The 23,877-nt window shown below is 62.3% G+C and carries 23 protein-coding genes; 11 read left to right on the top strand and 12 right to left on the bottom strand.

Annotated features, from left to right (window positions below; all coding sequences use genetic code 11):
- The first annotated feature begins 61 nt into the window (after positions 1–61).
- Both KI242_RS20970 and KI242_RS20965 read left to right on the top strand, forming a co-directional pair.
- Entirely contained in the window at positions 62–1,378 is a 1,317-nt protein-coding gene (locus tag KI242_RS20970) for a Na+/H+ antiporter NhaC family protein (RefSeq protein WP_161466524.1), read from the top strand.
- Positions 1,379–1,569: 191 nt separating this feature from the next.
- Positions 1,570–3,249: a methyl-accepting chemotaxis protein gene (locus KI242_RS20965; RefSeq protein ID WP_011062295.1), complete on the top strand. Its 1,680-nt coding sequence runs from the start codon at positions 1,570–1,572 to the stop codon at positions 3,247–3,249.
- A 149-nt stretch (positions 3,250–3,398) separates the two neighbouring features.
- Here KI242_RS20965 and yegQ read toward each other — a convergent pair whose 3' ends face one another.
- A complete protein-coding gene (gene yegQ / locus KI242_RS20960) occupies positions 3,399–4,724 on the bottom strand; it encodes a tRNA 5-hydroxyuridine modification protein YegQ (RefSeq protein WP_125063513.1) in 1,326 nt (441 codons plus the stop codon).
- A 159-nt stretch (positions 4,725–4,883) separates the two neighbouring features.
- Between yegQ and KI242_RS20955 the strand changes: the two genes are divergently transcribed.
- Complete coding sequence (locus tag KI242_RS20955; protein ID WP_053152773.1) at positions 4,884–5,945, top strand: AI-2E family transporter; 1,062 nt, start codon at positions 4,884–4,886, stop codon at positions 5,943–5,945.
- Here the strand turns inward: KI242_RS20955 and KI242_RS20950 are convergent.
- The 3 genes from KI242_RS20950 to KI242_RS20940 form a co-directional block, all read right to left on the bottom strand.
- Positions 5,942–6,124 carry a hypothetical protein gene (locus KI242_RS20950; protein WP_011062292.1) on the bottom strand — a complete coding sequence of 61 codons (183 nt, stop codon included), beginning with the start codon at positions 6,122–6,124 and terminating at the stop codon, positions 5,942–5,944. The two genes, KI242_RS20955 and KI242_RS20950, sit on opposite strands and share 4 nt — an antisense overlap.
- Before the next feature lie 107 nt (positions 6,125–6,231).
- A complete protein-coding gene (locus KI242_RS20945; RefSeq protein ID WP_011062291.1) occupies positions 6,232–6,426 on the bottom strand; it encodes a hypothetical protein in 195 nt (64 codons plus the stop codon).
- Positions 6,427–6,674: 248 nt separating this feature from the next.
- Positions 6,675–7,043 (bottom strand): hypothetical protein, encoded by a 369-nt coding sequence (locus KI242_RS20940; protein ID WP_015636359.1) that lies wholly within the window; start codon positions 7,041–7,043, stop codon positions 6,675–6,677.
- Between the two features lie 249 nt (positions 7,044–7,292).
- Between KI242_RS20940 and KI242_RS20935 the strand changes: the two genes are divergently transcribed.
- Positions 7,293–8,111, top strand: coding sequence for a shikimate 5-dehydrogenase (locus KI242_RS20935; protein WP_011062289.1), 819 nt, complete (start codon positions 7,293–7,295; stop codon positions 8,109–8,111).
- A 110-nt stretch (positions 8,112–8,221) separates the two neighbouring features.
- Here the strand turns inward: KI242_RS20935 and KI242_RS20930 are convergent, their stop codons facing one another.
- A complete protein-coding gene (locus KI242_RS20930; RefSeq protein WP_212805534.1) occupies positions 8,222–8,872 on the bottom strand; it encodes a DUF480 domain-containing protein in 651 nt (216 codons plus the stop codon).
- A 220-nt stretch (positions 8,873–9,092) separates the two neighbouring features.
- Complete coding sequence (locus tag KI242_RS20925; RefSeq protein WP_212805533.1) at positions 9,093–11,519, bottom strand: alpha/beta hydrolase fold domain-containing protein; 2,427 nt, start codon at positions 11,517–11,519, stop codon at positions 9,093–9,095.
- A gap of 269 nt (positions 11,520–11,788) precedes the next feature.
- Here KI242_RS20925 and KI242_RS20920 point away from each other — a divergent pair, with 269 nt between their 5' ends.
- Both KI242_RS20920 and KI242_RS20915 read left to right on the top strand, forming a co-directional pair.
- Positions 11,789–12,811 carry an AraC family transcriptional regulator gene (locus tag KI242_RS20920; protein WP_019092847.1) on the top strand — a complete coding sequence of 341 codons (1,023 nt, stop codon included), beginning with the start codon at positions 11,789–11,791 and terminating at the stop codon, positions 12,809–12,811.
- A 72-nt stretch (positions 12,812–12,883) separates the two neighbouring features.
- Positions 12,884–13,393: a DUF1993 domain-containing protein gene (locus KI242_RS20915; protein WP_011062285.1), complete on the top strand. Its 510-nt coding sequence runs from the start codon at positions 12,884–12,886 to the stop codon at positions 13,391–13,393.
- A gap of 82 nt (positions 13,394–13,475) precedes the next feature.
- Here the strand turns inward: KI242_RS20915 and sstT are convergent, their stop codons facing one another.
- On the bottom strand, positions 13,476–14,705 hold the full coding sequence (gene sstT, locus KI242_RS20910) for a serine/threonine transporter SstT (protein ID WP_011062284.1): 1,230 nt from the start codon (positions 14,703–14,705) through the stop codon (positions 13,476–13,478).
- A gap of 341 nt (positions 14,706–15,046) precedes the next feature.
- Here sstT and KI242_RS20905 point away from each other — a divergent pair, with 341 nt between their 5' ends.
- Positions 15,047–16,204, top strand: coding sequence for an MFS transporter (locus KI242_RS20905; protein WP_053152765.1), 1,158 nt, complete (start codon positions 15,047–15,049; stop codon positions 16,202–16,204).
- Here KI242_RS20905 and nhaR read toward each other — a convergent pair whose 3' ends face one another.
- Positions 16,205–17,110 carry a transcriptional activator NhaR gene (nhaR, locus tag KI242_RS20900; protein ID WP_011062282.1) on the bottom strand — a complete coding sequence of 302 codons (906 nt, stop codon included), beginning with the start codon at positions 17,108–17,110 and terminating at the stop codon, positions 16,205–16,207.
- Positions 17,111–17,244: 134 nt separating this feature from the next.
- On the opposite strand from nhaR, the gene KI242_RS20895 reads away from it, so the two are divergent.
- On the top strand, positions 17,245–17,496 hold the full coding sequence (locus tag KI242_RS20895) for a hypothetical protein (RefSeq protein ID WP_011062281.1): 252 nt from the start codon (positions 17,245–17,247) through the stop codon (positions 17,494–17,496).
- A 30-nt stretch (positions 17,497–17,526) separates the two neighbouring features.
- Positions 17,527–18,282 (top strand): TerC family protein, encoded by a 756-nt coding sequence (locus KI242_RS20890; protein WP_053159514.1) that lies wholly within the window; start codon positions 17,527–17,529, stop codon positions 18,280–18,282.
- A 79-nt stretch (positions 18,283–18,361) separates the two neighbouring features.
- On the opposite strand, the gene KI242_RS20885 is transcribed toward KI242_RS20890, so the two are convergent.
- Complete coding sequence (locus KI242_RS20885) at positions 18,362–18,532, bottom strand: hypothetical protein (protein WP_015636351.1); 171 nt, start codon at positions 18,530–18,532, stop codon at positions 18,362–18,364.
- A gap of 222 nt (positions 18,533–18,754) precedes the next feature.
- On the opposite strand from KI242_RS20885, the gene KI242_RS20880 reads away from it, so the two are divergent.
- Positions 18,755–19,429, top strand: a complete 675-nt coding sequence (locus tag KI242_RS20880) for a peptidase C39 family protein (RefSeq protein WP_053152763.1) — start codon at positions 18,755–18,757, stop codon at positions 19,427–19,429.
- Positions 19,430–19,482: 53 nt separating this feature from the next.
- Here KI242_RS20880 and pbpG read toward each other — a convergent pair whose 3' ends face one another.
- The 3 genes from pbpG to KI242_RS20865 all read right to left on the bottom strand — a co-directional run bounded on the left by pbpG (position 19,483) and on the right by KI242_RS20865 (position 22,902).
- Positions 19,483–20,421, bottom strand: a complete 939-nt coding sequence (pbpG, locus tag KI242_RS20875) for a D-alanyl-D-alanine endopeptidase (RefSeq protein WP_011062277.1) — start codon at positions 20,419–20,421, stop codon at positions 19,483–19,485.
- 124 nt (positions 20,422–20,545) lie between these two features.
- On the bottom strand, positions 20,546–21,748 hold the full coding sequence (locus KI242_RS20870) for a tyrosine-type recombinase/integrase (RefSeq protein WP_183001691.1): 1,203 nt from the start codon (positions 21,746–21,748) through the stop codon (positions 20,546–20,548).
- A gap of 566 nt (positions 21,749–22,314) precedes the next feature.
- The gene (locus KI242_RS20865) at positions 22,315–22,902 is read right to left on the bottom strand and encodes a hypothetical protein (protein WP_212805532.1); all 588 of its coding nucleotides are present in this window, start codon (positions 22,900–22,902) and stop codon (positions 22,315–22,317) included.
- Positions 22,903–23,092: 190 nt separating this feature from the next.
- Between KI242_RS20865 and KI242_RS20860 the strand changes: the two genes are divergently transcribed.
- Complete coding sequence (locus KI242_RS20860; RefSeq protein ID WP_212805531.1) at positions 23,093–23,875, top strand: hypothetical protein; 783 nt, start codon at positions 23,093–23,095, stop codon at positions 23,873–23,875.
- Positions 23,876–23,877 lie beyond the last annotated feature (2 nt).

The following is a 23,877-nucleotide window of genomic DNA, read 5'->3' as shown; positions in this document are numbered from 1 at the left end:
CCTTCCGGTCGGTCACAGGCTTTTGCGCCATTTTTAGCGGCGCAGTAATGAGGTAACGATGATTAACGCAGTAATTGCCGCGGTTGGCGTAATGCTGGTGCTCAGCCTGTCCCGCGTGCATGTAGTGATCGCCCTGATCATTGGCGCCCTGGTGGGCGGCCTGGCCGGCGGCCTGGGCATCGAGGCCACGCTCAAGGCCTTCAATAGCGGCCTGGGGGGCGGTGCCACCGTGGCCATGTCCTACGCCTTGCTCGGTGCTTTCGCCGTGGCGATTGCCAAATCCGGGCTGGCCCACGCGTTGGCGGACAAGATCCTGCTGCTGGTGGACCGGCAGGACGCCAACGGCGGCGGCCAGGTCAAGTGGCTGCTGATCGGCCTGCTGTGGGTGGTGGCGATTGCCTCGCAGAACATCCTGCCGATCCACATTGCCTTCATTCCGCTGCTGGTGCCGCCGCTGCTGTATGTGCTGACCAAGCTGCAACTGGATCGCCGGCTGATCGCCTGTGTGATCACCTTCGGCCTGATCACCCCCTACATGTTCCTGCCGGTGGGTTTCGGCAACATCTTCCTCAACGAAATCCTCCTGGCCAACGTGGCCCGCAGCGGCGTCGATATCAGCCAGGTCAACGTCACCCACGCCATGGGCATTCCCGCCCTGGGCATGCTTTGCGGCTTGCTGCTGGCGTTCTTCAGCTACCGCAAGAAGCGCGTCTATGACCTGGACCGCATCGAGAAGGTCGAGCAGGTGGCGGTGCAGTACAACCCGCGGACCCTGCTGGTGGCCGCGGCGGCCATAGTCGCGGCGTTCGTGATCCAGCTGCTGCTGGACTCGATGATTATCGGTGCCTTGTGCGGTTTTCTGATTTTCTCGGTGTCGGGCATCGTGCGCTGGCGCGAGACTGACGACCTGTTCACCGAAGGCATGAAGATGATGGCCATGATCGGCTTCATCATGATCGCCGCCTCGGGGTTCGCCGAAGTGATGAAGGCCACCGGCGAGGTCAATTCCCTGGTCCAGGCCTCGGCGGCCTGGATCGGCCACAGCAAGGGCGTGGGCGCCTTGCTGATGCTGCTAGTGGGCCTGCTGGTGACCATGGGCATCGGCTCGTCGTTCTCCACGGTGCCGATCCTCGCGGCGATCTTCGTGCCTTTGTGTGTGCAACTGGGCTTCAGCCCTCTGGCCATCGTCTGCATCGTCGGCACCGCCGGTGCCCTGGGCGATGCCGGTTCGCCGGCCTCGGACTCGACCCTGGGACCGACCTCGGGCCTGAATATCGACGGCCAGCACCACCACATCTGGGACACCGTGGTTCCGACCTTCCTGCACTACAACCTGCCGCTGCTGGCCTTCGGCTGGGTGGCGGCCATGGTCCTCTGATCATCTCGCTCTCGTAGAAGCCGGGGGTTGTCGTAGGAGCTGGCTTGCCAGCGAAGGCATCGCCAAGCTCGGTGCAAGGCTCGAGGGCCCCTTCGCCGGCAAGCCGGCTCCTACGGGTTCAGGCTCAACTTTTTTTTTGGCGTGCCGTTAACCGCATATCACGCCAATAAAAAACCAAGAGTGAGCCCCCTATGCGCTTGAGCCTGAAGGCCAAAGTCCTGTCCCTGGCAGTACTCCCGGTACTGCTGTTCGCCCTGGTGATCAGCCTGAGCACCGTGCTCATGCTGCGCCAGCAGGCACAGAAGGAAGTCGAGGAAACCCGCAACCGGCTGCTGACTGAAGCCAAGGCCACCCTGCAGAGTTATGTGGAAGTCGCGCTGACTACCGTCAAGCCGCTCTACGATGCGGCGGCGCAGGGCGATCAGGCCGCCCGGGCCGAAGTGGTCAAGCTGCTGTCCAATATCAGCTATGGCAAGGACGGCTACTTCTTCGGCTACGACTCCGAGACTGTGCGCCTGTTCAAGGGCAACAGCCCGGACGGTGTGGGCAAGAGCTTCAAGGACAACCGCGACCCCAATGGTGTGTACGTCAACCGCGAGCTGGTGCGGGTCGGCAAGGACGGCAGCCACTATGTGCAATACAGCTCGACCCAGCCGGGCAGCGACGTGCTGGTGCCCAAGCTGGGCTACACCGAGTACCTGCCCAAGTGGGACATGGTGCTGGGCACCTCGGTCAACCTCGATGGCATCGACGCCCAGGTCGCCGCAGTGCAGAGCAGCGTCAACCAGCGCATGGAAGGCATGGTCCTGAGCATCCTCGGGATCGCCGCGGTGGTGCTGGTGGTGATCGCCGCCCTGGGCATGCTGGTGGCCAACACCATGCTGCGCCCGCTGAACCTGATGAAAGCCAACCTCGACGATATCGCCGCCGGCGAGGGCGACCTGACCCGGCGCCTGGCCATTACCAGCCAGGACGAACTGGGGCAGTTGGCCGGCTCGTTCAACCGCTTTGTCGACAAGATCCACGGCCTGGTGCGGCAGATCACCGAGATGACCGGCCAGCTCACCGAGCTGGTGACCCAGGTCTCGGATCAGGCCCAGCGTTCGGAACAGGCCATGGAGCGCCAGCGCCACGAGACCGATCAGGTGGCCACGGCGATCAACGAAATGTCCTCCGCAGCCCACGAGGTGGCCCGCAGCGCCCAGGGCGCAGCCGTTGCCGCCCAGCAGACCGATGAAGAGGGCCAGGCGGCCAAGCGCGTGGTGGATGGCAGCATCCAGCAGATCCATGCGCTGGTCAGCGATATCCGCAACAGCGGCACTTCCCTGGACAGCCTGCAGCAGGACGTGACGTCGATTGTCAGCGTGCTGGACGTGATCCGCTCGATCGCCGAGCAGACCAACCTGCTGGCCCTGAACGCCGCCATCGAAGCGGCTCGGGCCGGGGAGGCCGGGCGCGGTTTTGCGGTGGTGGCCGACGAAGTACGGGCCCTGGCCAGCCGCACCCAGCAGAGCACTCAGGAAATCCAGGGCATGATCGACCGCCTGCAGCAGGGCACCCGGGTGGCGGTGGACGCCATGCGCCGTTCCAGCGATGCCGGCGACGGCACCTCGGTGAAGGCCAACGAAGCCGGGGCGTCGCTGGACACCATGGCCCAGTTGATCGGCACCATCAATTCGATGAACGCGCAGATTGCCAGTGCGGCGGAAGAACAGACTGCGGTGGCCGAGGAGATCAATCGCAGCGTGCATCAGATCGCCGTGGCGGTGGACAGTGTGGCCGATGAAACCCAGCGCGGCGCCCAGACTTCCCGCAGCCTGGCGGATCTGGGTCAGCGCCTGGGGCGGCTGGTGGGACAATTCCGTATCTGAGGGCGGGGCGCCGGTGGCTGGTGTAGCCGCTGCCAAGCCTGCGAGGCTGCGAAAAGGCCCGAAGGGCCTTGCGTGGCGGTCTTTTGGCAGCCCACCAGAATGTCCTACCGCCCCCGTCAACAGCTACATCAGGGTGTTACCTGCACGGCTCAGGCGCTGATATCGCGCATCAGCAGGCCAAAGCGCAGGTCCACCTGATCAGGGATCGGCAGGTACACCGTATGGCCGTCACCTGGCGCCACTTCGATGGCTTCGCCCTTGGCGTTCTGCAACTGGTGCAGGTCGAAGTGGAAGTTGCCCCGAGGGGTCATCAGTTCCATGTGATCGCCCAGGGCGAAACGGTTTTTCACCTTCACTTCGGCCAGGCGGTCGCGGCGTTCGCCGGTCAGTTCACCGACGAACTGCTGGCGCTCCGACACCGAGCTGCCGTTCTGGTAGTTCTGATACTCGTCATGCACATGCCGGCGCAGGAAACCCTCGGTGTAGCCGCGCTGGGCCAGGGACTCCAGATCGCTCATCAACTGGCGGTCGAACTCGCGGCCAGCGGCGGCATCGTCGATGGCCCGGCGATAGACCTGGGTGGTGCGTGCGCAATAGAAGTGCGACTTGGTGCGCCCCTCGATCTTCAGCGAGTGCACGCCCATGCGGGTCAGGCGCTCCACGTGCTGCACCGCCCGCAGGTCCTTGGCGTTCATGATGTAGGTGCCGTGCTCGTCTTCGAAGGCCGGCATCAGCTCGCCCGGGCGATTGGCTTCCTGCAGCAGGAACACCTGGTCGGTGGGGGCGCCCAGGCCCAGGGTCGGCTCCGGCTGGTAGCTCTGCACGATGTCGCCCACGGCATTCTCGGTGGCCGTCTGGGCGCTGTATTTCCAGCGGCAGGCATTGGTGCAAGTGCCCTGGTTGGCATCGCGCTTGTTCATGTAGCCCGACAGCAGGCAACGCCCGGAGTAGGCCATGCACAGCGCCCCGTGGACGAAGACTTCCAGCTCCATGCCCGGCACCTGCTGGCGGATTTCCTCGATCTCCTCCAGGGACAGTTCCCGGGACAGGATGATCCGGGTCAGGCCCTGCTGCAGCCAGAACTCGACGCTGGCCCAGTTCACCGTGTTGGCCTGCACCGAGAGGTGGATCGGCATCTGCGGGAAGTGCCGGCGTACCAGCATGATCAGCCCCGGGTCGGACATGATCAGCGCATCCGGGGCCATCTCGATCACCGGCGCCAGGTCCTTGAGGAAGGTCTTGAGCTTGGCATTGTGTGGGGCGATGTTGACCACCACGTAGAAGCGCTTGCCCTGGGCCTGGGCCTCGCGGATGCCGAGGGCCAGGTTGGCATGGTCGAATTCGTTGTTGCGTACCCGCAGGCTGTAGCGCGGCTGGCCGGCGTACACCGCGTCGGCGCCATAGGCGAAGGCGTAGCGCATGTTCTTCAGGGTGCCGGCGGGGGCCAGGAGTTCGGGTTTGGCGAGGAGCGTCATGGGGCTGTCGGTCGCAAAAGGTCGCGAGGGTAAGCCAGTGCGCTAGGGTATTCATTGATCTGGATCTATGCCGACAGCAGAAAAAACGGCACTCGGCGCCGCGGCCGGGGACTAAGCCTCAGGACGCTGATTTTCCGCGTGACAGACCTGGACCTGTAGATGAACCAAACCAACCTGCAAAACAAAAGCCTGCTGCTGTTGCTGGCACTGGTGACCCTGGCCTTTATCTGGATTCTGCTGCCCTTCTACGGTGCGCTGTTCTGGGCAGTGATCCTGGGCATTGTCTTCGCCCCCTTGCAGCGTCGGCTGCAGGCCCGCTTCGGCTGGCAGCGCAACTTGACGTCCCTGTGCACCCTGTTGATCTGCCTGGTGATCGCGATTCTGCCGGTGATCATCACCAGCGTGCTGCTGGTGCAGGAGGGGGCCGAGCTGTACAAGAAAATCGAAAGCGGCCAGCTGGATATCGCCGCCTACCTGGCTCAGTTCAAGCACAGCCTGCCGCCGTACTTCCAGCACCTGCTGGACCGCTTCGGCCTGGGCGAACTCAAGGGGCTGCAGGAGAAGGTGGTCAAGAGCGCGATGCAGGGCAGCCAGTACCTGGCGACCCAGGCTTTCAGCTTCGGCCAGGGCACCTTCGAGTTCGTGGTGAGCTTCTTTATCATGCTCTACCTGCTGTTCTTCTTTCTGCGCGACGGCCCGGACCTGGTGCGCAAGATCCGCACCGCCGTGCCCCTGGCGGAATACCAGAAGCGCCGCCTGCAATTGAAGTTCAACCGAGTGGTGCGGGCCACGGTCAAGGGCAATGTGCTGGTGGCGGTGACCCAGGGCGCCCTGGGGGGCTTGATCTTCTGGTTCCTCGACATTCCCAGCGCCTTGCTCTGGGCGGTGCTGATGGCGTTCCTGTCACTGTTGCCGGCCGTGGGGGCGGGGATTGTCTGGGGGCCGGTGGCGGCCTACTTCCTGATCAGCGGAGCGATCTGGCAAGGGGTGGTGCTGGGGCTGTTCGGGGTGTTCGTGATCGGCCTGGTGGATAACCTGCTGCGGCCGATCCTGGTGGGCAAGGACACCAAGATGCCAGACTACCTGATTCTGATCTCGACCCTGGGAGGGCTGGCGATCTTCGGCCTCAACGGCTTTGTCATCGGGCCCCTGATTGCCGCGCTGTTCATGTCCAGCTGGGCCCTGTTCGTCGAGACCCGGCCCCGGGTGCAGTTGCCCTAGGGCTGGACGATGCGCAGCGCCAGTTGCCGGGACAGGGTCTGGGCGGCGGGCAGGGAGGTCAGCGGGCCGCTGACCATCTCGCCGTCGCGCACCAGGTACCAGCAAGCCAGCAACCCCAGTTCCCTGAGCGATGCGGGGACCGCGCTGCCAATGACGGACATGATCTGAATCTTGGGCATGACAACCTCCTCGATCTGAGGGGGTTACCTTACAAAGCCCGAAGTGCTACGAAAAATCACCCAATCTGATAGTGGACATTGATGCCGGTGCTACCGCAGCCGGCAGTTCAGTCCACCACCTGGTCGAGCATGTGCAGCACTTCCTGCTCGTTGAGCAGGCCCTTGCGCACCAGGTTCTGGGCCAGCAGCGAGAGGAACTTGGCGCTGCGGTGGCCTTCCAGGTGCTTGAGTTCGGTCAGGGCGTCGTACACCCGGCTGGAGGTGCAGAGGCCGGCGACGCGGTGCGGGTTTTGCGTGGGCATGGATTCGTCCTTGTTGTTATGGGCCTGTGGCGAGCGGACTGTGTCGATCTTGTCGTCCTTGAATGACACAAACATGACAGTCGCATGTCGCTCACCGCAGCCGTGGGATCAGTACACTATTGCCGGATTTAAACGCAAATACTGTTCCAGTCACGACATGCTTGAGAATTATTCAGACATTCGGATAGTGGCAAAATGCAACAAGCCCCGCTTTGGGGGCGGGGCCTGTTGTTTGATTCTGCCAGTGCTTACCAGCGGCCGGGACCCGGGCCGTAGTAGTAATGCGGGTGGCCGTAGTAACCGCGAGGTGGCCCGTAGTACACCGGTGCCGGGCGGTAGTAGACCGGTTGCTGCACATAGACCGGTGCCGGCTGGTAGTAGACCGGTGGTGGCGGTGCGGCATAGACCGGCTGCGGTTGGACATACACCGGCGCTTGCTGCACATAGACCGGGCGATCCTGGTTGGCGATCACCGAACCCACTACGGCAGCGCCGACAACAGCACCCAAGGCGGCGGGCCCGACCCAGCCACCACCACCGTGGGCTGAAGCCTGGCCTGCGACAGCGAGTGCACCAATGAGCAAGGCTATCTTGGGGATTTTGGAGATCATGGTCATTCCTCGGTTCAACCCCAGCGTTTATGGTCTGCACCAGACTCAAGAACTGACGCGGGGATACTTCTAAGACAGCGGTTCCTGCGAAATCTGCACAGCCGCTGAGTAAATATTGTGTAAGGTCTGTACCGGTCTCTTTACCGTCATCCCTGGGCGGTGGCGAAGGCCGGTGAACACGCGCCGATATGATCAGGCCAAGCGGCGCGCCAGACCAATCCCGTCCATCTGAAAGTGCCGAGCGAGGAAACCGATATGCAAATGAACCCCAACAAAGACACTCAGTTGTGCATGTCCTTGTCCGGGCGCCCGGGGAATTTCGGCCTGCGTTTTCACAACCACCTGTATGAGCAGTTGGGTCTCAATTTCTACTACAAGGCCTTCAGCAGCCAGGACCTGCCCGGCGCCGTCGCCGGGATCCGGGCGCTGGGCATCCGCGGTTGCGGGGTGTCCATGCCGTTCAAGGAAGACTGCATCGCCCTGGTGGATGAGCTGGACGCCTCGGCCCGGGCCATTGCCTCGATCAATACCATCGTCAACACCAACGGCCATCTCAAGGCCTACAACACCGACTACATCGCCGTGGCGCAATTGCTCGCGGGCCACGGGGTGCCTCGAGAGTCGAGCTTTGCCCTGCGCGGCAGCGGCGGCATGGCCAAGGCCGTGGCCAGTGCCTTGCGTGATGGTGGTTATGCCAACGGGGTGATCGTGGCCCGCAACGAAGTGGCCGGGCGCGCCCTGGCCAGCTCCCTGGGTTATGAGTGGCAGGCCGAGTTGGGCAGCCTGCGGCCGCAGATGCTGATCAACGTCACCCCGATCGGCATGAGCGGCGGGCCAGAGGCGCAGCAGCTGGCGTTCGACGCCGAGGCGATAAAGGCGGCGCAGACGGTGTTCGATGTAGTGGCGGTGCCGCCGGAGACGCCGTTGATCCTGCGGGCCCGGGCCGAGGGCAAGCAGGTTATCACCGGGCTGGAAGTGATTGCCATCCAGGCGCTGGAGCAGTTCGTGCTTTATACCGGGGTGCGCCCGAGCGAAGAGCAGTTCCAGAAGGCCGTGGCCTTCGCCCGCCCCTGAGGCCGAAGCCCTGTCACCGCTGCCGCAGGCCGCGACAAGGCCCGCAGGGCCAGCAGGGCCCTGAAGCCCCCTTCGAGGTCGATCGCAGCCTGCGGCAGCGGCTCCGGGGTTCAGCATTCGAGTTGGGCCAGGCGCTCTTCCAGGGCAGCGATCCGCGCTTCCAGTTCTTCGATGCGTTCCACTGAAACCGCGCCGCCGGCGCTGCGCTCAACCGGGTTGCTGCGGGCGGCGAGGATTGCCTCGATGTCCGCCGGGTCACCCAGGGCGTGGGTATAACGGTCTTCGCGCTGGCCGGCCTGCCGCGGAATGTGCAGGGCCAGGCCCCGGGCAATCAGGCGTTCGAGCTGGTGCAGGACCTGTTCGCTGTCTTCGAAATCATGCATGCGCCCGCTACGGGTCAGCAGTTCGTTGACCGTCTGCGGGCCACGCAGGAACATCAGGCCGCACAGGATCAGTTGCGCCGGCACCAGTTCCAGGGCCTTGTCCAGGCGCTGTTCCCAGCGATCGGCGCGGCTGCCCATCACCAGGCGGGTGAAGCCCCGGGCTTCGAGGGCACGCAGGCTTTGCCCGACCTGGCCCTGGGTCAGGTTCATCACCGGTTCGCGGCTGGTTTTCTGATTGCAGGCAATCACCAGGGCGTTGAGAGTCAGGGGATAGGTTTCCGGGCTGGTGGCCTGCTTTTCGATCAACGAACCCAGGATGCGGATATCGGTACTGCTCAAGCGCAGTGCTTCACCGGGTGTGTCGTGCTCGCTGCTCATAAGTGCTGGTCCCTTGGTCACTGATGGATGGATCGTGAAAAAAACGCCACCGGGCGCTGGAACAGCGTCCGGGTTTTCTGCGTGGCCGGGTCGGCCACTTTCGAGGGGCTCTGTTTTACCTCCAGAACCCGGATCTTGCCATCAGAACTTGGCGCGGCCCGCGCCGGCGCCGGTTGACCGGGCCGCCCCCGCCACCATGCTTTGGGCGAGGGCGGCCGGTTCAGCTGGGTTGCGGATCTGTTGCAGGCTGTGTCGTACGGGGTGAGTCGGCTGCCTGCGGGGTTTGGCCTGCGGTCTCCAGGCATTGGCGGGCAAACCGGGCGAGGCCCAGCAGGGCGTTTCTCGCGGAGCGCAGGTAGAACGCCTGCAACTGGAACACGTGCCAGCGGCCCTGGTGGATTTCCAACTGGCAAGCCACCCCGGACTGCCTGGCACGCTCAGCCAGGCGCGTGGAGTCGGACAGCAGCAGTTCCTGGTCGCCCACCTGGATCAGCATCGGTGGCAAGCCGCGCAGGTCTGCTTCCAGGGGGCGGTGGCTCAGTGCTTGAACGGGCGCTGCGTAGGCCTTGAGGGCTTGCTCCAGCCAGTCGCGGCGGATCATCGGGTCGGCCTCCTGGTGCGATTGCATGCTGGCGCCGCCCAGGTCCGGATCGGTGACCGGCGACAGCAGCATCAGCCCGGCGGCAATCCCGTCACCACGCTCCTTCAGGGCCAGGGCCAGGGCCAGCACCAGGGCGCCGCCGGCGGAGTCGCCGGCAATCAGCAGCTTGTCCGCCGGGCAGAGCTGGGCGCGGATCGCGTCGTAGCAGGCCAGGCAATCCTCCAGCGCGGCGGGGTAGGGGTGTTCCGGGGCCAGCCGGTAGTCCGGCACCCACACCGCGCAGCCGCTGTCCCTGGCCAGGCGGCTGGTGACGCTGTAGTGAGAGCGCGGGCTGCCCAGGCAGAAGGCGCCACCGTGCAGGTAGAGAATCACCCCCTTGGGCGCCCTGGTTCCGGGGTCGACAATCTGCAACGAGAGCCCGTCCAACTGCATGCTCCGGCGGTTCACGCCCAGGCAGCCGGGCATCAGCCATGACAACCGGTCGACGATCTTGCGCTGGCTGGCCAGGGCCCGGGGCGGGCCGATCAAGGCCCTGAAACTGACCCGCAGGAAAACCCGCAGGAAGGCTGCGTTGGCCCGCTCCAACCAGTCCTGGGGGGCGGCTATGCGTTGCCCGTCGCAGGCTGGGGACTGGGTGTCCAGCGGGCTGGACAGGCGATAGGCCGCCAGCCCGGCATAGCGCGCCAGCCAGCGGTAGGACCAGGTGAAGCCTGGCCAGTTGGTGCTGTTGTGCCCCCGTTCGTCGACATACCAGCTCTTGCAGCCGCTCCACACCGAAGTGGCCAGGCGGCGCTGGATGCCCAGTTGAAAGCGCTGGTGGTGCTGCTCGTCCACTTCCACATGGCTGGCGCCGCTGTCCAGCAGGGCCTGGCGGGCCTGCATGACGTGGGAAATCTGGCTTTCCAGCATATGGATGATGGAGTTGTGGCCCAGGTTGGTGTTGGGCCCGTAGAGCATGAAGAAGTTGGGAAAACCCGGCACGCTGATGCCCAGGTAGGCCGCCGCGCCACCTTGCCAGGCCTGGTTCAGGTCGAGCCCGTCGCGTCCGGTGATGCGCATGGGCGAGAGGAACTCGGTGGCGGCGAAACCGGTGCCATAGATGATCGCGTCCACGGCGTGTTCCTCGCCGTCCAGGGTTTCGATGCCGTGCTCGGTGATCTGCCGGATGCCTCGGGTCAGCAGGTGCACATGGGGCTGGTCGAAGGTCTTGAGGTAGTCGTTGGACAGCAGGATGCGCTTGCAGCCGATGGGGTAGTCCGGGGTCATCTGGCGGCGCAGTTCGGGGCTGGTGACCGAGGTGTGCAGCAGCTTCTTGAACGGGCCACCGACCACCCACTTGGTCAGGCCCTGCAGGCGCGTGAAGCCCAAAGCCCGGGATTCGAAGTGCAGGTAGTGGGCCGCACGCACCAGCTTCATCTTCCAGGGTTGGCGCAGGAAGCGCTGCTTTTCCTCGGCACTGTAGGGGCGGTCGGCCTTGGGCATGATGTAGGCCGGTGAGCGTTGGAAGACCTTGAGTTCGGCCACCTGCCTGGCAACCTCCGGGACGAACTGGATGGCCGAGGCGCCGGTGCCGATCACCGCCACCCGCTTGCCCGCCAGGGGATAGTCATGATCCCAGTGGGCGGAGTGGAAGACCCGGCCGCGGAAGCTGGCCATGCCCGGCAGGTCGGGCAGGGCCGGGCGGCTCAACTGGCCGGTGGCGCTGATCAGCAGGCGGGCGGCATGGCGCTGGCCATCGGCGCAGGTGACATGCCAGCAGGCATTGGCGGTATCGAATTCGGCATGGCGCACCTCGGCGCCGAAGCGGATATGGGGTTTGAGCTCATAGACGCCGGCACAATGTTGCAGGTAACCATGGATTTCTGCCTGGGGCGCGAACACCCGGGACCAGTGCGGGTTGGGTTCGAAGGAAAACGAATACAGGTGCGAGGGCACGTCGCAGGCAGCGCCGGGATAGCTGTTGTCGCGCCAGACGCCGCCCACGTCCTGGCCTTTTTCAAGAATGACGAAACGGTGCACGCCCGCCTTGCGCAGGGCGATGGCCATGCCCAGGCCGCCAAAGCCGCTGCCGATGATGATGGCCTCCAGCGGTGTGGCCGAGTCGGGGCGGGGTGTGTAGCAGGTGCGAATTCGGGCATGACGACCTCGTTGTTATTGTTGTGCGGCGCAGGGTTGATGCTCCCGGGGCCACTTCCTTGTTTCTGCGGTGCAGCCCCGATCAGTGAAGCATGCGGGGAATAAACCGTGGACCCCATGCTGTAACGGGACAAGTGCTTTAGTATTTGGGCCAACACCTTTCTTCACGAGCCGCGCCCATGAGCACTCAGTCGTTCACCCGGGGACCGTCCAGCGCCTTGCTGCTGCTCGGTTTCGGCTGCGAAAAGGGCTTGGCGCCAGCGCGGTTGCTGGCCGGTTGCGGGCTGTCCCGGGAGCAGTTGCAAAACCCCAACAGCCTGCTGTCGGCGGCCCAGGAGTTGCGCCTGGCCAGTAACCTGCTGGCGCTGCTCGGCCAGCCCCGGGGCCTGGGGTATGCAGTGGGTGCGCGTTATCACTTCTCCACCTATGGCCTGTTCGGCTACGGCCTGATCAGCAGCGCCACCCCGGCGGATGCCCTGGCCCTGGCCTTGCGCTTCCTGCCGCTGACCTATGCCTTTGCCGAGATCGGCTACCGGCTGGAGCCGGGGCTCGGGGTGCTGACCTTTGCCGAGCCTCGGGTGGCGGACCCCTTGTTGGCGCAGTTCCTGTTACAGCGGGACATGGCGGCCGCCGCGACGCTGATGCAGGAAATAGTCGGTGCGGATTTTCGCCTGCTGCGTTTCGGTCGCAGTGTCAGCCCTGAGCTGGAAGGGGACGAGCCGGCGCAGATTCTCGGGGTGCCCGCCGACTATCGGGCCGACGCCAATACCCTGGCCTTCGACCGGCGTTTCCTGCACCGGCCCTTGCCCCAGGCCAACCCGCTGACGGTGGCCATGTGCGAGCAGATGTGCGCGCAGTTGCTGGAGCGGCGACAGGCCCATCAGGGGGTTGCCGCGCTGGTCCGCCAGCACCTGGATGCCCTGCCGGCGGCAAGCGTACCGGACTTGCCGGCCATGGCCCGGCTGCTGTGCACCAGCGTGCGGACCTTGAAGCGACGCTTGCAGGAGGAGGGCACCTGCTATCGGCAGGTACTGGCCGGGCATCGAGGCGCCCGGGCCCTGGAGTTGCTGGGCAATCCGCGGCTGAGCCTGTCCCAGGTTGCCGAAAGGCTTGGCTTCAGTGACCTGTCGAGTTTTTCCCAGAGCTTCAAGCGCTGGTTCGGCGTGGCCCCCAGCGTGTATCGCCAGGAGCGCTGCGGATAAAGGCCCCGTGCTGGCGTGCTGTGGTTATAATCGCTGCTCGCTGTATTCCCGCCATTCCCTGTCGAGACTGTCATGACTATTTCCCTGTACGCCGCTTCCGTTCCTGTCTTCAAGCAAATGCTCAATGCCTTGAGCGACGTGCTGCACAAGGCCGAAGCCCACGCCACGGCGAAGAACATCGAGCCCAACGCCCTGCTGCAGGCGCGCCTGTACCCGGACATGTTCCCGCTGGTGCGCCAGGTGCAGATCGCCGTGGACTTCGCCAAGGGCGTATCGGCGCGCCTGGCCGAAGTCGAGCTGCCCAAGTACGACGACACTGAAACCACCTTCGCCGACCTGCAGGCGCTGATCGCCAAGGTCCTGGCCTTTATCGACGGCATCCAACCGGCGCAGATCGATGGCAAGGAAGGCATCGAGATCGTGACCCGTCCGGGCACCCCGAAAGAGAAGCGCTTCAGTGGCCAGTCCTACCTGCTGACCTACGGCCTGCCGCAGTTCTTCTTCCACGTCACCACCACCTACGCAATCCTGCGTCACAACGGTGTGGAAGTGGGCAAGCGCGACTACATGGGCGCGTTCTAAGGCGTTTGGCTACGAGGTTCTCGTAGCGCACAAAAAAGCCCGGCCAGGTTGACCCTGGCCGGGCTTTTTTGTGGCCGTTGGATCAGGCGGCTTGCGCCTTGTCTTCCTGTGCCATGCACGCGGCGGCGGTGAAGAGTACGTCGGTGGAGGAATTCAGCGCGGTTTCCGCCGAATCCTGCAGCACGCCGATGATGAAGCCTACGGCCACCACCTGCATGGCGATTTCGCTGGGAATGCCGAACAGGCTGCAGGCCAGGGGAATCAGCAGCAGCGAGCCGCCGGCCACGCCGGAAGCACCGCAGGCGCAGATGGCCGCGACCACGCTGAGCAGCACGGCGGTGGGCAGGTCGACGGCGATACCGAGGGTGTGCACGGCGGCCAGGGTCAGCACGGTAATGGTGATTGCCGCGCCGGCCATGTTGATGGTGGCGCCCAGCGGGATCGACACCGAGTAGGTGTCTTCATGCAGGCCCAGGCGCTTGCTCAGTTCCAGGTTGACTGGAATGTTGGCCGCCGAGCTGCGGGTGAAGAAGGCGGTGATGCCGCTTTCGCGCAGGCAGGTCAGCACCAGCGGGAAGGGATTGCGGCGGATCTTCCAGAACACGATCAGCGGGTTCATCACCAGGGCCACGAACAGCATGCAGCCGATCAGGACCGCCAGCAGGTGCAGGTAGCCGAGCAGGGCGTTGAAGCCCGAGGTGGCCAGGGTCGAGGCCACCAGGCCGAAGATCCCCAGGGGCGCGAAGCGGATCACCACGCGCACGATGACAGTGACCCCGTTGGACAGGTCATCGAGCACGGTGCGGGTGGTCTCGCCGGCATGGCGGATGGCCACGCCCATGCCAATGGCCCAGGCCAGGATGCCGATGAAGTTGGCGTTCATCAGGGCGCTGACCGGGTTGTCCACCACGCTCAGCAGCAGGCTTTGCAGCACTTCGGTGATCCCGCCGGGCGCGCTGATGGCCACGTCGTGGGTGGACAGCACCAGGGCGGAAGGAAACAGGCTGCTGGCGATCACCGCCACCACGGCGGCGGCGAAGGTGCCCAGCAGGTAGAGCACCAGGATCGGCCGGATATGGGTTTCCTGGCCGTGCTTGTGGTTGGCGATGGAGGCCATCACCAGCACGAACACCAGGATCGGGGCCACGGCCTTGAGCGCCGAGACGAATACCTTGCCGATAAAGGTGGTGGATTTCGCCACCTCCGGTGCCAGCAGTGCCAGGGCGATACCGGCGATCAGGCCGATAACGATCTGCGTGACCAGGCTCAGGCGTTTGAGGGAATGCAGAAAGGAAGGGGGTGAAGCGCTCATAGCGGTATCTCTGTTTTTTTTAATGTGCGGAGCCTGCCGGTCGCCAGCGCCGGTGGTTGAACCGCCAGGCACAGACGCAGTCTGAAAAGGCGACGGGCGATCGAGACGTTTGAAGGGTAGACGAACTCGACAGGGCCTGTTTTCAGCAGGGGGCGGACTTTATCACAGCAGGCCGGGGTTACCGCGTCGATGTGACGATCTGCCACTTGCCCCTTGCAGAGCCGTGCACGCGGTGGTTGCCCGGAGCCGGGCGCACTCTGTTAAGATTCGCCATCCCCTTTTTCTATCCAGTCAGCGGGCCCTTCGGGCTGTCGCTGCTGTCGCTGTTTCTGGAGTTCTGCATGCTGTTGCCCATCCTGCTGTTGTCGGCCGCCGGTTTTACCGTGCTGACCACGGAGTTCATCATCGTCGGCCTGTTGCCGTCGATTGCCCGCGACCTGCAGGTCAGCGTGTCCCAGGCCGGGCTGCTAGTGACCCTGTTCGCCTTTACCGTGGCTGCCTTCGGGCCATTTCTGACCGCCTACTTCGCGCGTTTTCCCCGCAAGAAGCTGTTTATCAGCGTGCTGGTGATGTTCGGCCTGGCCAATACCCTGGCGGCGCTGGCGCCGAACATCTGGGTGATGTCCCTGGCGCGGCTGGTGCCGGCCCTGGGGTTGCCGGTGTTCTGGGCCCTGGCCAGCGAGACGGCGGTGGACATCGTCGGCCCGGACTACGCCGGGCGGGCGATTGCCAAGATCGGCTTCGGCATTGTCTGCGCCACGGTGTTCGGGATTCCCGTGGGCACCCTGATTGCCGATGCGTTCGGCTGGCGCAGCGCCTTCGGCATCCTGGCGGTGGTGGCGTTCGCCAAGGCCCTGTTGCTGTTTATCTACCTGCCGCAAACCCGCCAGCACAACGAGCAGGTGAGCCTGCGGGCGCAGTTTCGCATCCTGCGCAGCCCGCTGATGCAAGGGCATGTGCTGCTGTCGATCCTGGTATTTAGCGGCATGTTTACTGCCTACACCTACCTGGCGGACATACTCGAGCGCCTGGCCGGGTTCGACGGTGCATTGGTGGGCTGGTGCCTGATGGGCTTTGGCGCGGTGGGCCTGATCGGCAATTCCCTGGGCGGCCGGGCGGTGGACCGTCACCCGCTGATCGCCTCCATGGTGTTCTGCGCACTGATGATCGGCGGCATGGTAGCCCTGGTGCCGAGCATTCATTCGACCCTGGGGCTGGCAGCGGCCATGGCCATCTGGGGCGTGACCCAGGCGGCGATGTTCCTGGTGAGCCATGTGCGCTTGATCAAGGCGGCTCCCCAGGCGCCGGCCTTCGCCGCTTCGTTGAACATTGCCGGGGCCAACCTGGGCATTGGCCTGGGGGCAATGGTCGGCGGCCGGGTGATCGATACCCTGGGCCTGGGCAGCCTGGGGTTCGCGGCCTCGGGTTTCATTCTGCTGTCGATCGCCCTGGCGCTGCTGCTGATGAAGCTCAAAGCGCCGAGTGCCTGCGTTTCCTGATCAGAGATTGAGGGGCGTGAACAATTCTCGTCGCGCCCCTTCGGTAATGGCCACGATGCCGGGGTGCTTGACCTTGCGCTCCACGGAAATGGCGTAGAACGACTCGGCCACGGCATCGGTCTGGCCAATCAGTTGCACTCCGTACTGGTGCATGACCTCGTCGGCAATCACGCTGGGGGCGATGAAGATTCCACTGCCGGATTGGCCAAAGGCCTGCATCAGGGCGCTGTCGTCGAATTCACCGATGATCCGTGGCTGCAACTGTTGCTCGGCGAACCAGCGCAGCAGGCGGCTGCGGACCACGGTTTCCTGCCCGGGAATCAGCAGTGGTGCGCCGTGCAGGCCCCGGGGGAAGTCAGCGCCGTGCCGCCGCGCCAGCTCCTCGGTGGCGAAGAAACTGATGCCGCATTCCCCTAGCTTCTGGCTGTAGCCCTTGATGTCCAGGTGCGAGGGCATCGGGCTGTCGGAAATCACCAGGTCCAGGCGCTGGATGGCCAGGTCCGCCAGCAGGCGTTCGAGCTTGTCTTCGCGACAGGTCAGGCGGATCGGCTCGCTGAGCTCCATGGTCGGGGCGATCAGGCGATAGACGATGGACTTGGGCACCACATCCGCCACGCCGACCCGGAACTGGATCTGCTGTTCGTCGGGGCGGGCGCGGAGCATGGCTTCCAGCTCGCCCCCGAGCTGGAACATCTGCTCGGCGTAGGGCAGGGCCTGGCGTCCGGCTTCGGTCAGCTCCAACTGGCGGCCAACCCGGCGAAACAATTCGATGCCGTAAGTCTGTTCCAGCAGGCTGATCTGGCCGCTGATGGTTTGCGGGGTCAGGTTCAACTGGTCGCAGGCGCGGACGATGCTGCCGGTCTTGGCCACAACCCAGAAATAATGCAGCTGGCGGTAGTTGAGCATGGGCACATTCAGTTCGTAAAAAGCGAAGTATAACTGCTAAAAAAACGAATTTTCCTGAAGTATCACTCTCCTTAGAATGCCTCGCTATCGCCGGGGCCCTACTTGGTCCCGTCCGTTCTATCGAGGAATACGGCATGTCTTTCAAAACCTTGGGCGCAGCGTCGCTGCTGGCCCTGTCTATGCTGACCCTGGCGGGTTGTGACCAGGCGGAAAAAAGCGCGCAGCAGATGCTGGGCAAGGCGGCGGAGTCGGCCAAGCAGGCCATCGACGATACCCACAAAGCGGCAGAACAGGCGCTCAGCGATGCGACTCAGAGCGTGACCGGCAAGGAAAAGCCAGAGGACGACAGCGAGAAGAAACCAGCGCCTGCGTCCCAGGAAATCTGATCTTTCATACAACCGAGTCAGGATTGACCCATGGATTACCTTTTACAGCTCGCTGCAAGCCCCACCGCCTGGGTCGCCCTGGCCACCCTGGTGGTGATGGAGATCGTGCTTGGCATCGATAACCTGATCTTTATCTCCATCCTCACCAACAAGTTGCCGCAAAAGCACCGGGCCAAGGCACGACGCATCGGTATCGGCATGGCCTTGATCCTGCGCCTGGCGCTGCTCAGTACCATTGCGTTCATCGTCCAGCTCACTGAGCCGGTGATTGAAGTGATGGGGCAGAGTTTCTCCTGGAAGGACATGATCCTGATTGCCGGTGGCCTGTTCCTGGTGTGGAAATCCACCACGGAAATCCACCACAGCATGGACCCTGAACCTGAGCAGGCCAAGAACGAGACTCCGGGCGTGGCTATCGGCTTTGCCGCAGCGATCGGTCAGATCCTGTTGCTGGACATGGTGTTCTCCATCGACAGCATCATTACTGCAGTCGGCATGACCGAGCATTTGCCGATCATGATCATTGCCGTGGTGGTGTCGGTGCTGGTGATGCTGCTGGCGGCCGAACCGCTGGCCAAGTTCATCAATGACAACCCGACCGTGGTGATGCTGGCCCTGGGCTTCTTGATCATGATCGGCATGACCCTGATCGCCGAAGGTTTCGGCGCCCATGTGCCCAAGGGCTATGTGTATGCGGCGATGGCCTTCTCGGCGGCCATTGAGAGTCTCAACATGCTGGCCCGCCGGGCCCGGCAGAAGCGTCAGGCGGCCCGTAGCGACGCTTGATCCGCAGCCATGACTGGCGGCCGCCTGTACTCCTTGGAGTCAGGCGGCCGCTTTGTTTCAGGGGTAGGGGAAACCTTGATCAGTGGGCAGCGGCAGGACGCCGGGCGCTCTTTCCAGCCTTGATGGCGGGGGCTGCTTGCGGGGGCTGATGGTGGTGGCGGCGGGTGATGCGCAGCACGCCCCAGAGCATAGCGGCGGCTACCGCCAGCCAGCCGAGGATCAGCATCAGGATGGTCGTTGTCAGGCTCATAAGTGCCTCCTTTATGCCCCGTGCGGGGCACACACTCTTAACAATCGACAGTCTAGTAGCCTATGTGTTTCAAGCTATTGACCAATAGTCGAGAGTCTTCGAACACTTCGCTCTATGGTTTTCAATTAACTGGCGCCTAACGCTATACCCTTGCCCGCGGGCGCCCTATTATCAGGGCCCCAGCCGGAGGCGGGTCGCCCGGTGTCTGAATAGAGAGCAAAGATGGTGCGGGTATTTCCTCGGTTTCGAGTGGCGCTGCTGGCCAGCGCCTGTGTCTTGGCCCTGGCCGGTTGTGCCGGTAGCGTACAGCCTGACATCCAGCGCCTGCCGGAACGTGTCGAACTCAACAGCGTGCCGTCTTTCCGTGGCCAGATGTACCAGAGCGGCCCAGGTGCACTGGCCAGCATGCTGTCGCAGCAGGGCGTGGTGATCACGCCCGGTCTGCTGGACAAGCCATTGCATCTGCCGGGTGCCGAGGCGCAGTTGCAGCAGAACATGCAGAACCTGGCGCGTGAATACGGCATGGTCGTCTATCCCCTGGATAACCAATTGTCGGCGTTGCTGACGCAGGTGGCGGCGGGTTACCCGGTGCTTGTACGCTTTACCGAGGGTTCGACATTCTGGGCTGAGCCGCGCTATGCCGTGCTGGCCGGCTATAACCGCGACAAGCAGACAGTGCTGTTGCGTGGGGCGAAAAGCCGTCGGCAACTGATGAGCTTCAGCGAGTTCGAGTCATCCTGGAAGAATGCCGGCAGCTTTGCGGTACTGATCCAGGCTCCCAACCAGTTGCCGGCCAAGGTGGATCGCCAGCGTTGGTTGAAAGCCGTCAATGAATTGGCCCAGGCCGGCCAGGAGCAGGCGGCAGCCCGGGCGAGCAAGGCACTCGACAGTCATTGAGTGTGCTACAGACAACAACGGCGCCTGAGGGCGCCGTTGTTTTTTGCCGGGTATCAGTGTGAGGCCTGGGGAGCGGCGACCTGACGGTTCTTCAGGTTCTTGTCCGCTTTGTAGCGCAGGGCGACGTCCGGTACCGAGCCGCTCTTACCGGTCTCGACCCAATTGCGGATGCGGCTGGCATCGGCGAAGTGGGTGTATTTGCCGAAGGCATCGAGAATCACCAGCGCTACCGGGCGATTACCCATGCTGGTGACCAGCACCAGGCAGTGGCCGGCCTGGTTGGTAAAGCCGGTCTTGGTGATCTTGATGTCCCATTTTTCCTTGTTCACCAGATGGTCGGTATTACGGAAGCCCAGGGTGTAGTTGGGCTTGCGAAAGGCTACGGTCTTTTCCTTGGTGGTACTCAGTTCGCTGAGCAGCGGGTACTTGCGCGAAGCCACCAGCAACTTGCTCAGGTCACGGGCGGTGGAAACGTTGTGGATCGACAGGCCTGTAGGCTCCACGTAGCGGGTGTGGGTCATGCCCAGGGACTTGGCCTTGGCGTTCATTGCTGCGATGAACGCCGCGTAGCCGCCCGGGTAGTGATGGGCCAGGCTGGCGGCAGCGCGGTTTTCCGAAGACATCAGGGCGATCAGCAGGGTGTCCCGGCGGCTCAGCTCACTGTTGAGCTTGACCCGGGAGAACACCCCTTTCATTTCCGGGGTATCGCTGATGTTCATGGAGATGTATTCGTCCAGGGGCAGCTTGGCGTCCAGGACCACCATGGCGGTCATCAGCTTGGTCACCGAGGCGATGGGGACTATCACGTCCGGGTTGCTGGAATAGATGACTTTGTTGGTCTGCAGATCCAGCAGCAGGGCGCTGCCGGACGCGATATGCAATTGTGAAGTGTCTCTTGGCGCCGCGGTGGTTTCGCTGGCGTCGACGCTGTGCGCGATCAGTGTGCCGGACACAGCAAACAACAAGCTGAGAATGGAGAGACGAATTTTCACGCGGGCGGACTCGATAAAGAATGGATATGCCGTTGGGTAACGGGCTTTCTGGGAAAAACGTTACATTTTATGAGTATGTGCCAGAAACTTGCTACGCGCCTTTAACTACTGGCTCCTACTTAAACTATTTTTCATCTTGTACCGTTTTTGTACCAATTCTGCTTTCGAGCTTCCCTAGCTCGGTCCAGTCCGTTGTTGAGCTCAGCCAGCGCGCGTAAGTCGAGAGCAACACCTGCACGCTATGCCCGAGCTGGCCAGCGATGAACGCGGGGTTCATGCCCGACATAAGGCACATCGTAGCGTAGGTGTGGCGGCAGTTGTATTGATTGCGAGGCCTGATCTCCAGGGCCTGCAGGGCTGTGGCGAAGTGCCCGGCGGGAGTGGTAGGGCCCTTGATAAACGGCGAGCTGCCGGACGGCTGGAACACGTAGGGCGACGATTTCGACACCCGGCGCCGGTCACTGTCGCGGCACTGGGCAATTTCCTTGGCCTGGGCCAGGGCGTTCATGGCGCGGGAGTTCAGCATTACCGTCCTTGCGTACTTGGTTTTCGTGCGCTCCTGCACCTTGCCTTTCACGACGATCCGACAGACGTGTGCCGTCCTGGCCTCCAGGTCGATCTCGTCCCAGCGCAGCGCCAGCAGCTCGCCGGTTCTCATCCCTGTGTAGAAAGCAAACTCAAAATAGGCCGCGTAGATCCTAACCACCGGTCGGGTAAAGTTCTCATACAGCCACGCAATGAGCGCGTCGGCCTCTTCCGCAGTGAAAGGATCGACAACCTTTTTATTCCTGGGCGGTAGCTGTATCGACGTTGCAGGGTTGCGGGGAACGACCTCATCCTGCACGGCCGTATTGAACAAAGCATTCACCCGCGATATTGCCGCACGCTTAACTCCAGGACTTGGCCAGTCGGTTGCAGCAATGATCTTGCGCAGCACCATGGGAGTTATATCGCTCATGGGAAGGCCGGCAAGCGCCGGCATCCAGTACAAGTTCAAGCTGCCCTTGTAGTTGTTCCTGGTGCCCTCAACGACTTCCCGGCTGTCCAGCCAGGTCTGGGCGTACTCCCCGAACGTGACGACTGTTGATTCAGTCGTCACCACGTAGCTGGAGTTAGGAAAAAGCTCGGCGTATTTCTCGTCCGTCAGCGCGCCGTGCTTGGCCAGGCTGATTACGTGAGCACGGAGATCTGCGGCCGCTTTGATCCCCTTGGCCGTTTGTGGGTAGGCGAGGGTTTCGCACCGGCGATGCTTCCAGGTGAATCGGATTCGGATTGAATCACCAGCAAATTCAACTCCTGTGGGCAGTCCCATTGGCTTTCTTGCCATGCCTCGTATCTCCTGATGCTGTAAAAAATGCGGTTGTCGATCTTGTTCCAGACGCCTTCGGGGATTCCCCCGCGGGTTCGCTTGCTTTCCAGGGCGCGATGGGTGGTGCCGATGAGCTGCGCCATGCGCTTCTCGGGCACTTTGTCGAAGGGGTACGTTTCGGGTAGTTCGTCTATTTCGGACATGTGCATATCCCGCCCGCCATCGCCGGCAGGCTCCGATTGTTGAGTGGGGTGTTTCAGATGGCACTGATCGCCGCTGGCGTTGCGCCGTGGCACTGTTCAGGCGTTCGCCCGGTCTATGTCTTGCCTACTGCCCTTGGCTGACTGCTCCAGGGCCGGGCGGACTCTTCAGGCCTCGGGAGCTTGTTCCAGCGACTAACGATCGCTTCTTCAGAGCATGCGTGCTGCAGCTTGAACTCGCAGTCACAGCACTGCACCCAGCTTGCACAGTTCGCTGTGCTGTCGACGTCCAGGTCAGTACCTTTGCACTCTGGGCATGGCTTTGGTTTTCTCATGGCCTTGGCCCCGTGTAGATCAGGTAGAGCATGTAGAGGGCGGGGAGGATCATGGCTGCACCTCCCGGGCCGAAACGACTTCATCAATAAAGGACTGCGGGAGCGATGCTGCGAACTCGCCTTGCGACCACGACAGGGGCTCGGATTGGCGGATCATCTCGTTCAATAGCTCGAACGCTGCGACAAGCTGCTGATCCCGGATCTCGCCATCCTCTGGCAGGTCGTCAATGAAGACATCGCTGGGGTCGATTTCGCGCGGCATGTTCGGTTCGCAGATGCAGAGCTGCAGGTCAGCCAAATCGATATCGCGGTCGATGAGGTAATCGCGCAGGCTGTCCTCGTCAAAGAAGTATTCGTCGCCGTCGAAGATCACCAGTGGCTCGCCTGCCCATTCCTTGATCGGCATGGCCGCGAATTTCGCTTGGCGACGTTCCTCGTGACACTGGTGGCAAGAGCTCCGAACCTTGTAGATCGGATGGTCCGGGTTCTTCTCACAGCGGCGATGGGTGGCGCCACACCAGCGCGCCATATGCTCATCTTTACCCCAGAAGCGGCCGTCAGCGGCAACCCAGCCGGTCACGGTCTGGATGCTTGCAGCTTCTGGGGATTCGTACATCACGACTTTTTCTTCAGGCATGACTTCGTCCTTGGCCGCTATAGCGGCTGACTTGAATGTGGGGGAGGGGTGAGGTTTTTGCGGGCGGAGTACAGATGTACTCCTTAGGCGATTGCGACGTTTATTGCTTTTAGTCTCGCCTCAACAACTCGCTGTGCAGAATCGATTCAGACATACTCGAACGGCTCTTACTATCAATGGAGATTATCGCGTGAAGGAATTCTTAAATAGGGACAGCTTTATACTGGCTTCCCTGCCGGTACTTGCATTTGTTGTGTCGTTCATTTTTGAGATGGGGTATGCGGATGCGTTTGGGTACGATTATTATTTTATTGAGGTTGACTTGAAAGTCATGGTAGTTGCGTTGGTTTGCGTGGTTGTCGTCTTGCTTCCATTGTTTGTTTTCCTTTACGCCTTTTTGTTTTTACTGCGATCTGACTCTAAAAAAATACGCGCCGCTGCACTTCCTATGTTGTATCCGGTATTATCGATGTTCGGCTTCTATATTACGGGATTTCAGTCGACAGTGATAAAAGTGCTCCTTTCTGGTTCTCTTGTTTACTTAGCATGGACTCTTATAAAGCTTTCATTTAAGGCTAGATCTAGAGGGTGGGAACACGCATTGAGCGAATATGCAGAGTCGGAGGGGGTGCTCGAACGGAGTAAATCGGAAAGCCCTGCTAGATCTATGATGTTTCGAGACTATCTCTATATGTGGGCAGCTGTGTTGGTTTTTACACTCTCCGTAGTCTTCATGATTCGTGGCATAGGATTCGGTGTTGCACATTGGAAAACAAATTATTCAACCGTCATGCTCGAAGGTGAAGAGTATGCTCTTGTTGCTGCTTATGGGGACAGGTTTGTTGCGGCTGGAATTTTTGAAGATAGATACAATCATAAAATATCAATCATTCCAAAAGACTCAGAAGTTCTTAAGGATATAAAGTCCGCACGTTTTACGGACTTCATTTCTTTAGGGTTGTGGCTTAGATAGCG

The organism is Pseudomonas sp. Eqa60 (assembly GCF_018326405.1).
GTDB classification, from domain to species: Bacteria; Pseudomonadota; Gammaproteobacteria; order Pseudomonadales; family Pseudomonadaceae; genus Aquipseudomonas; species Aquipseudomonas protegens.
This window is presented reverse-complemented; position numbering and strand designations above follow the sequence as displayed.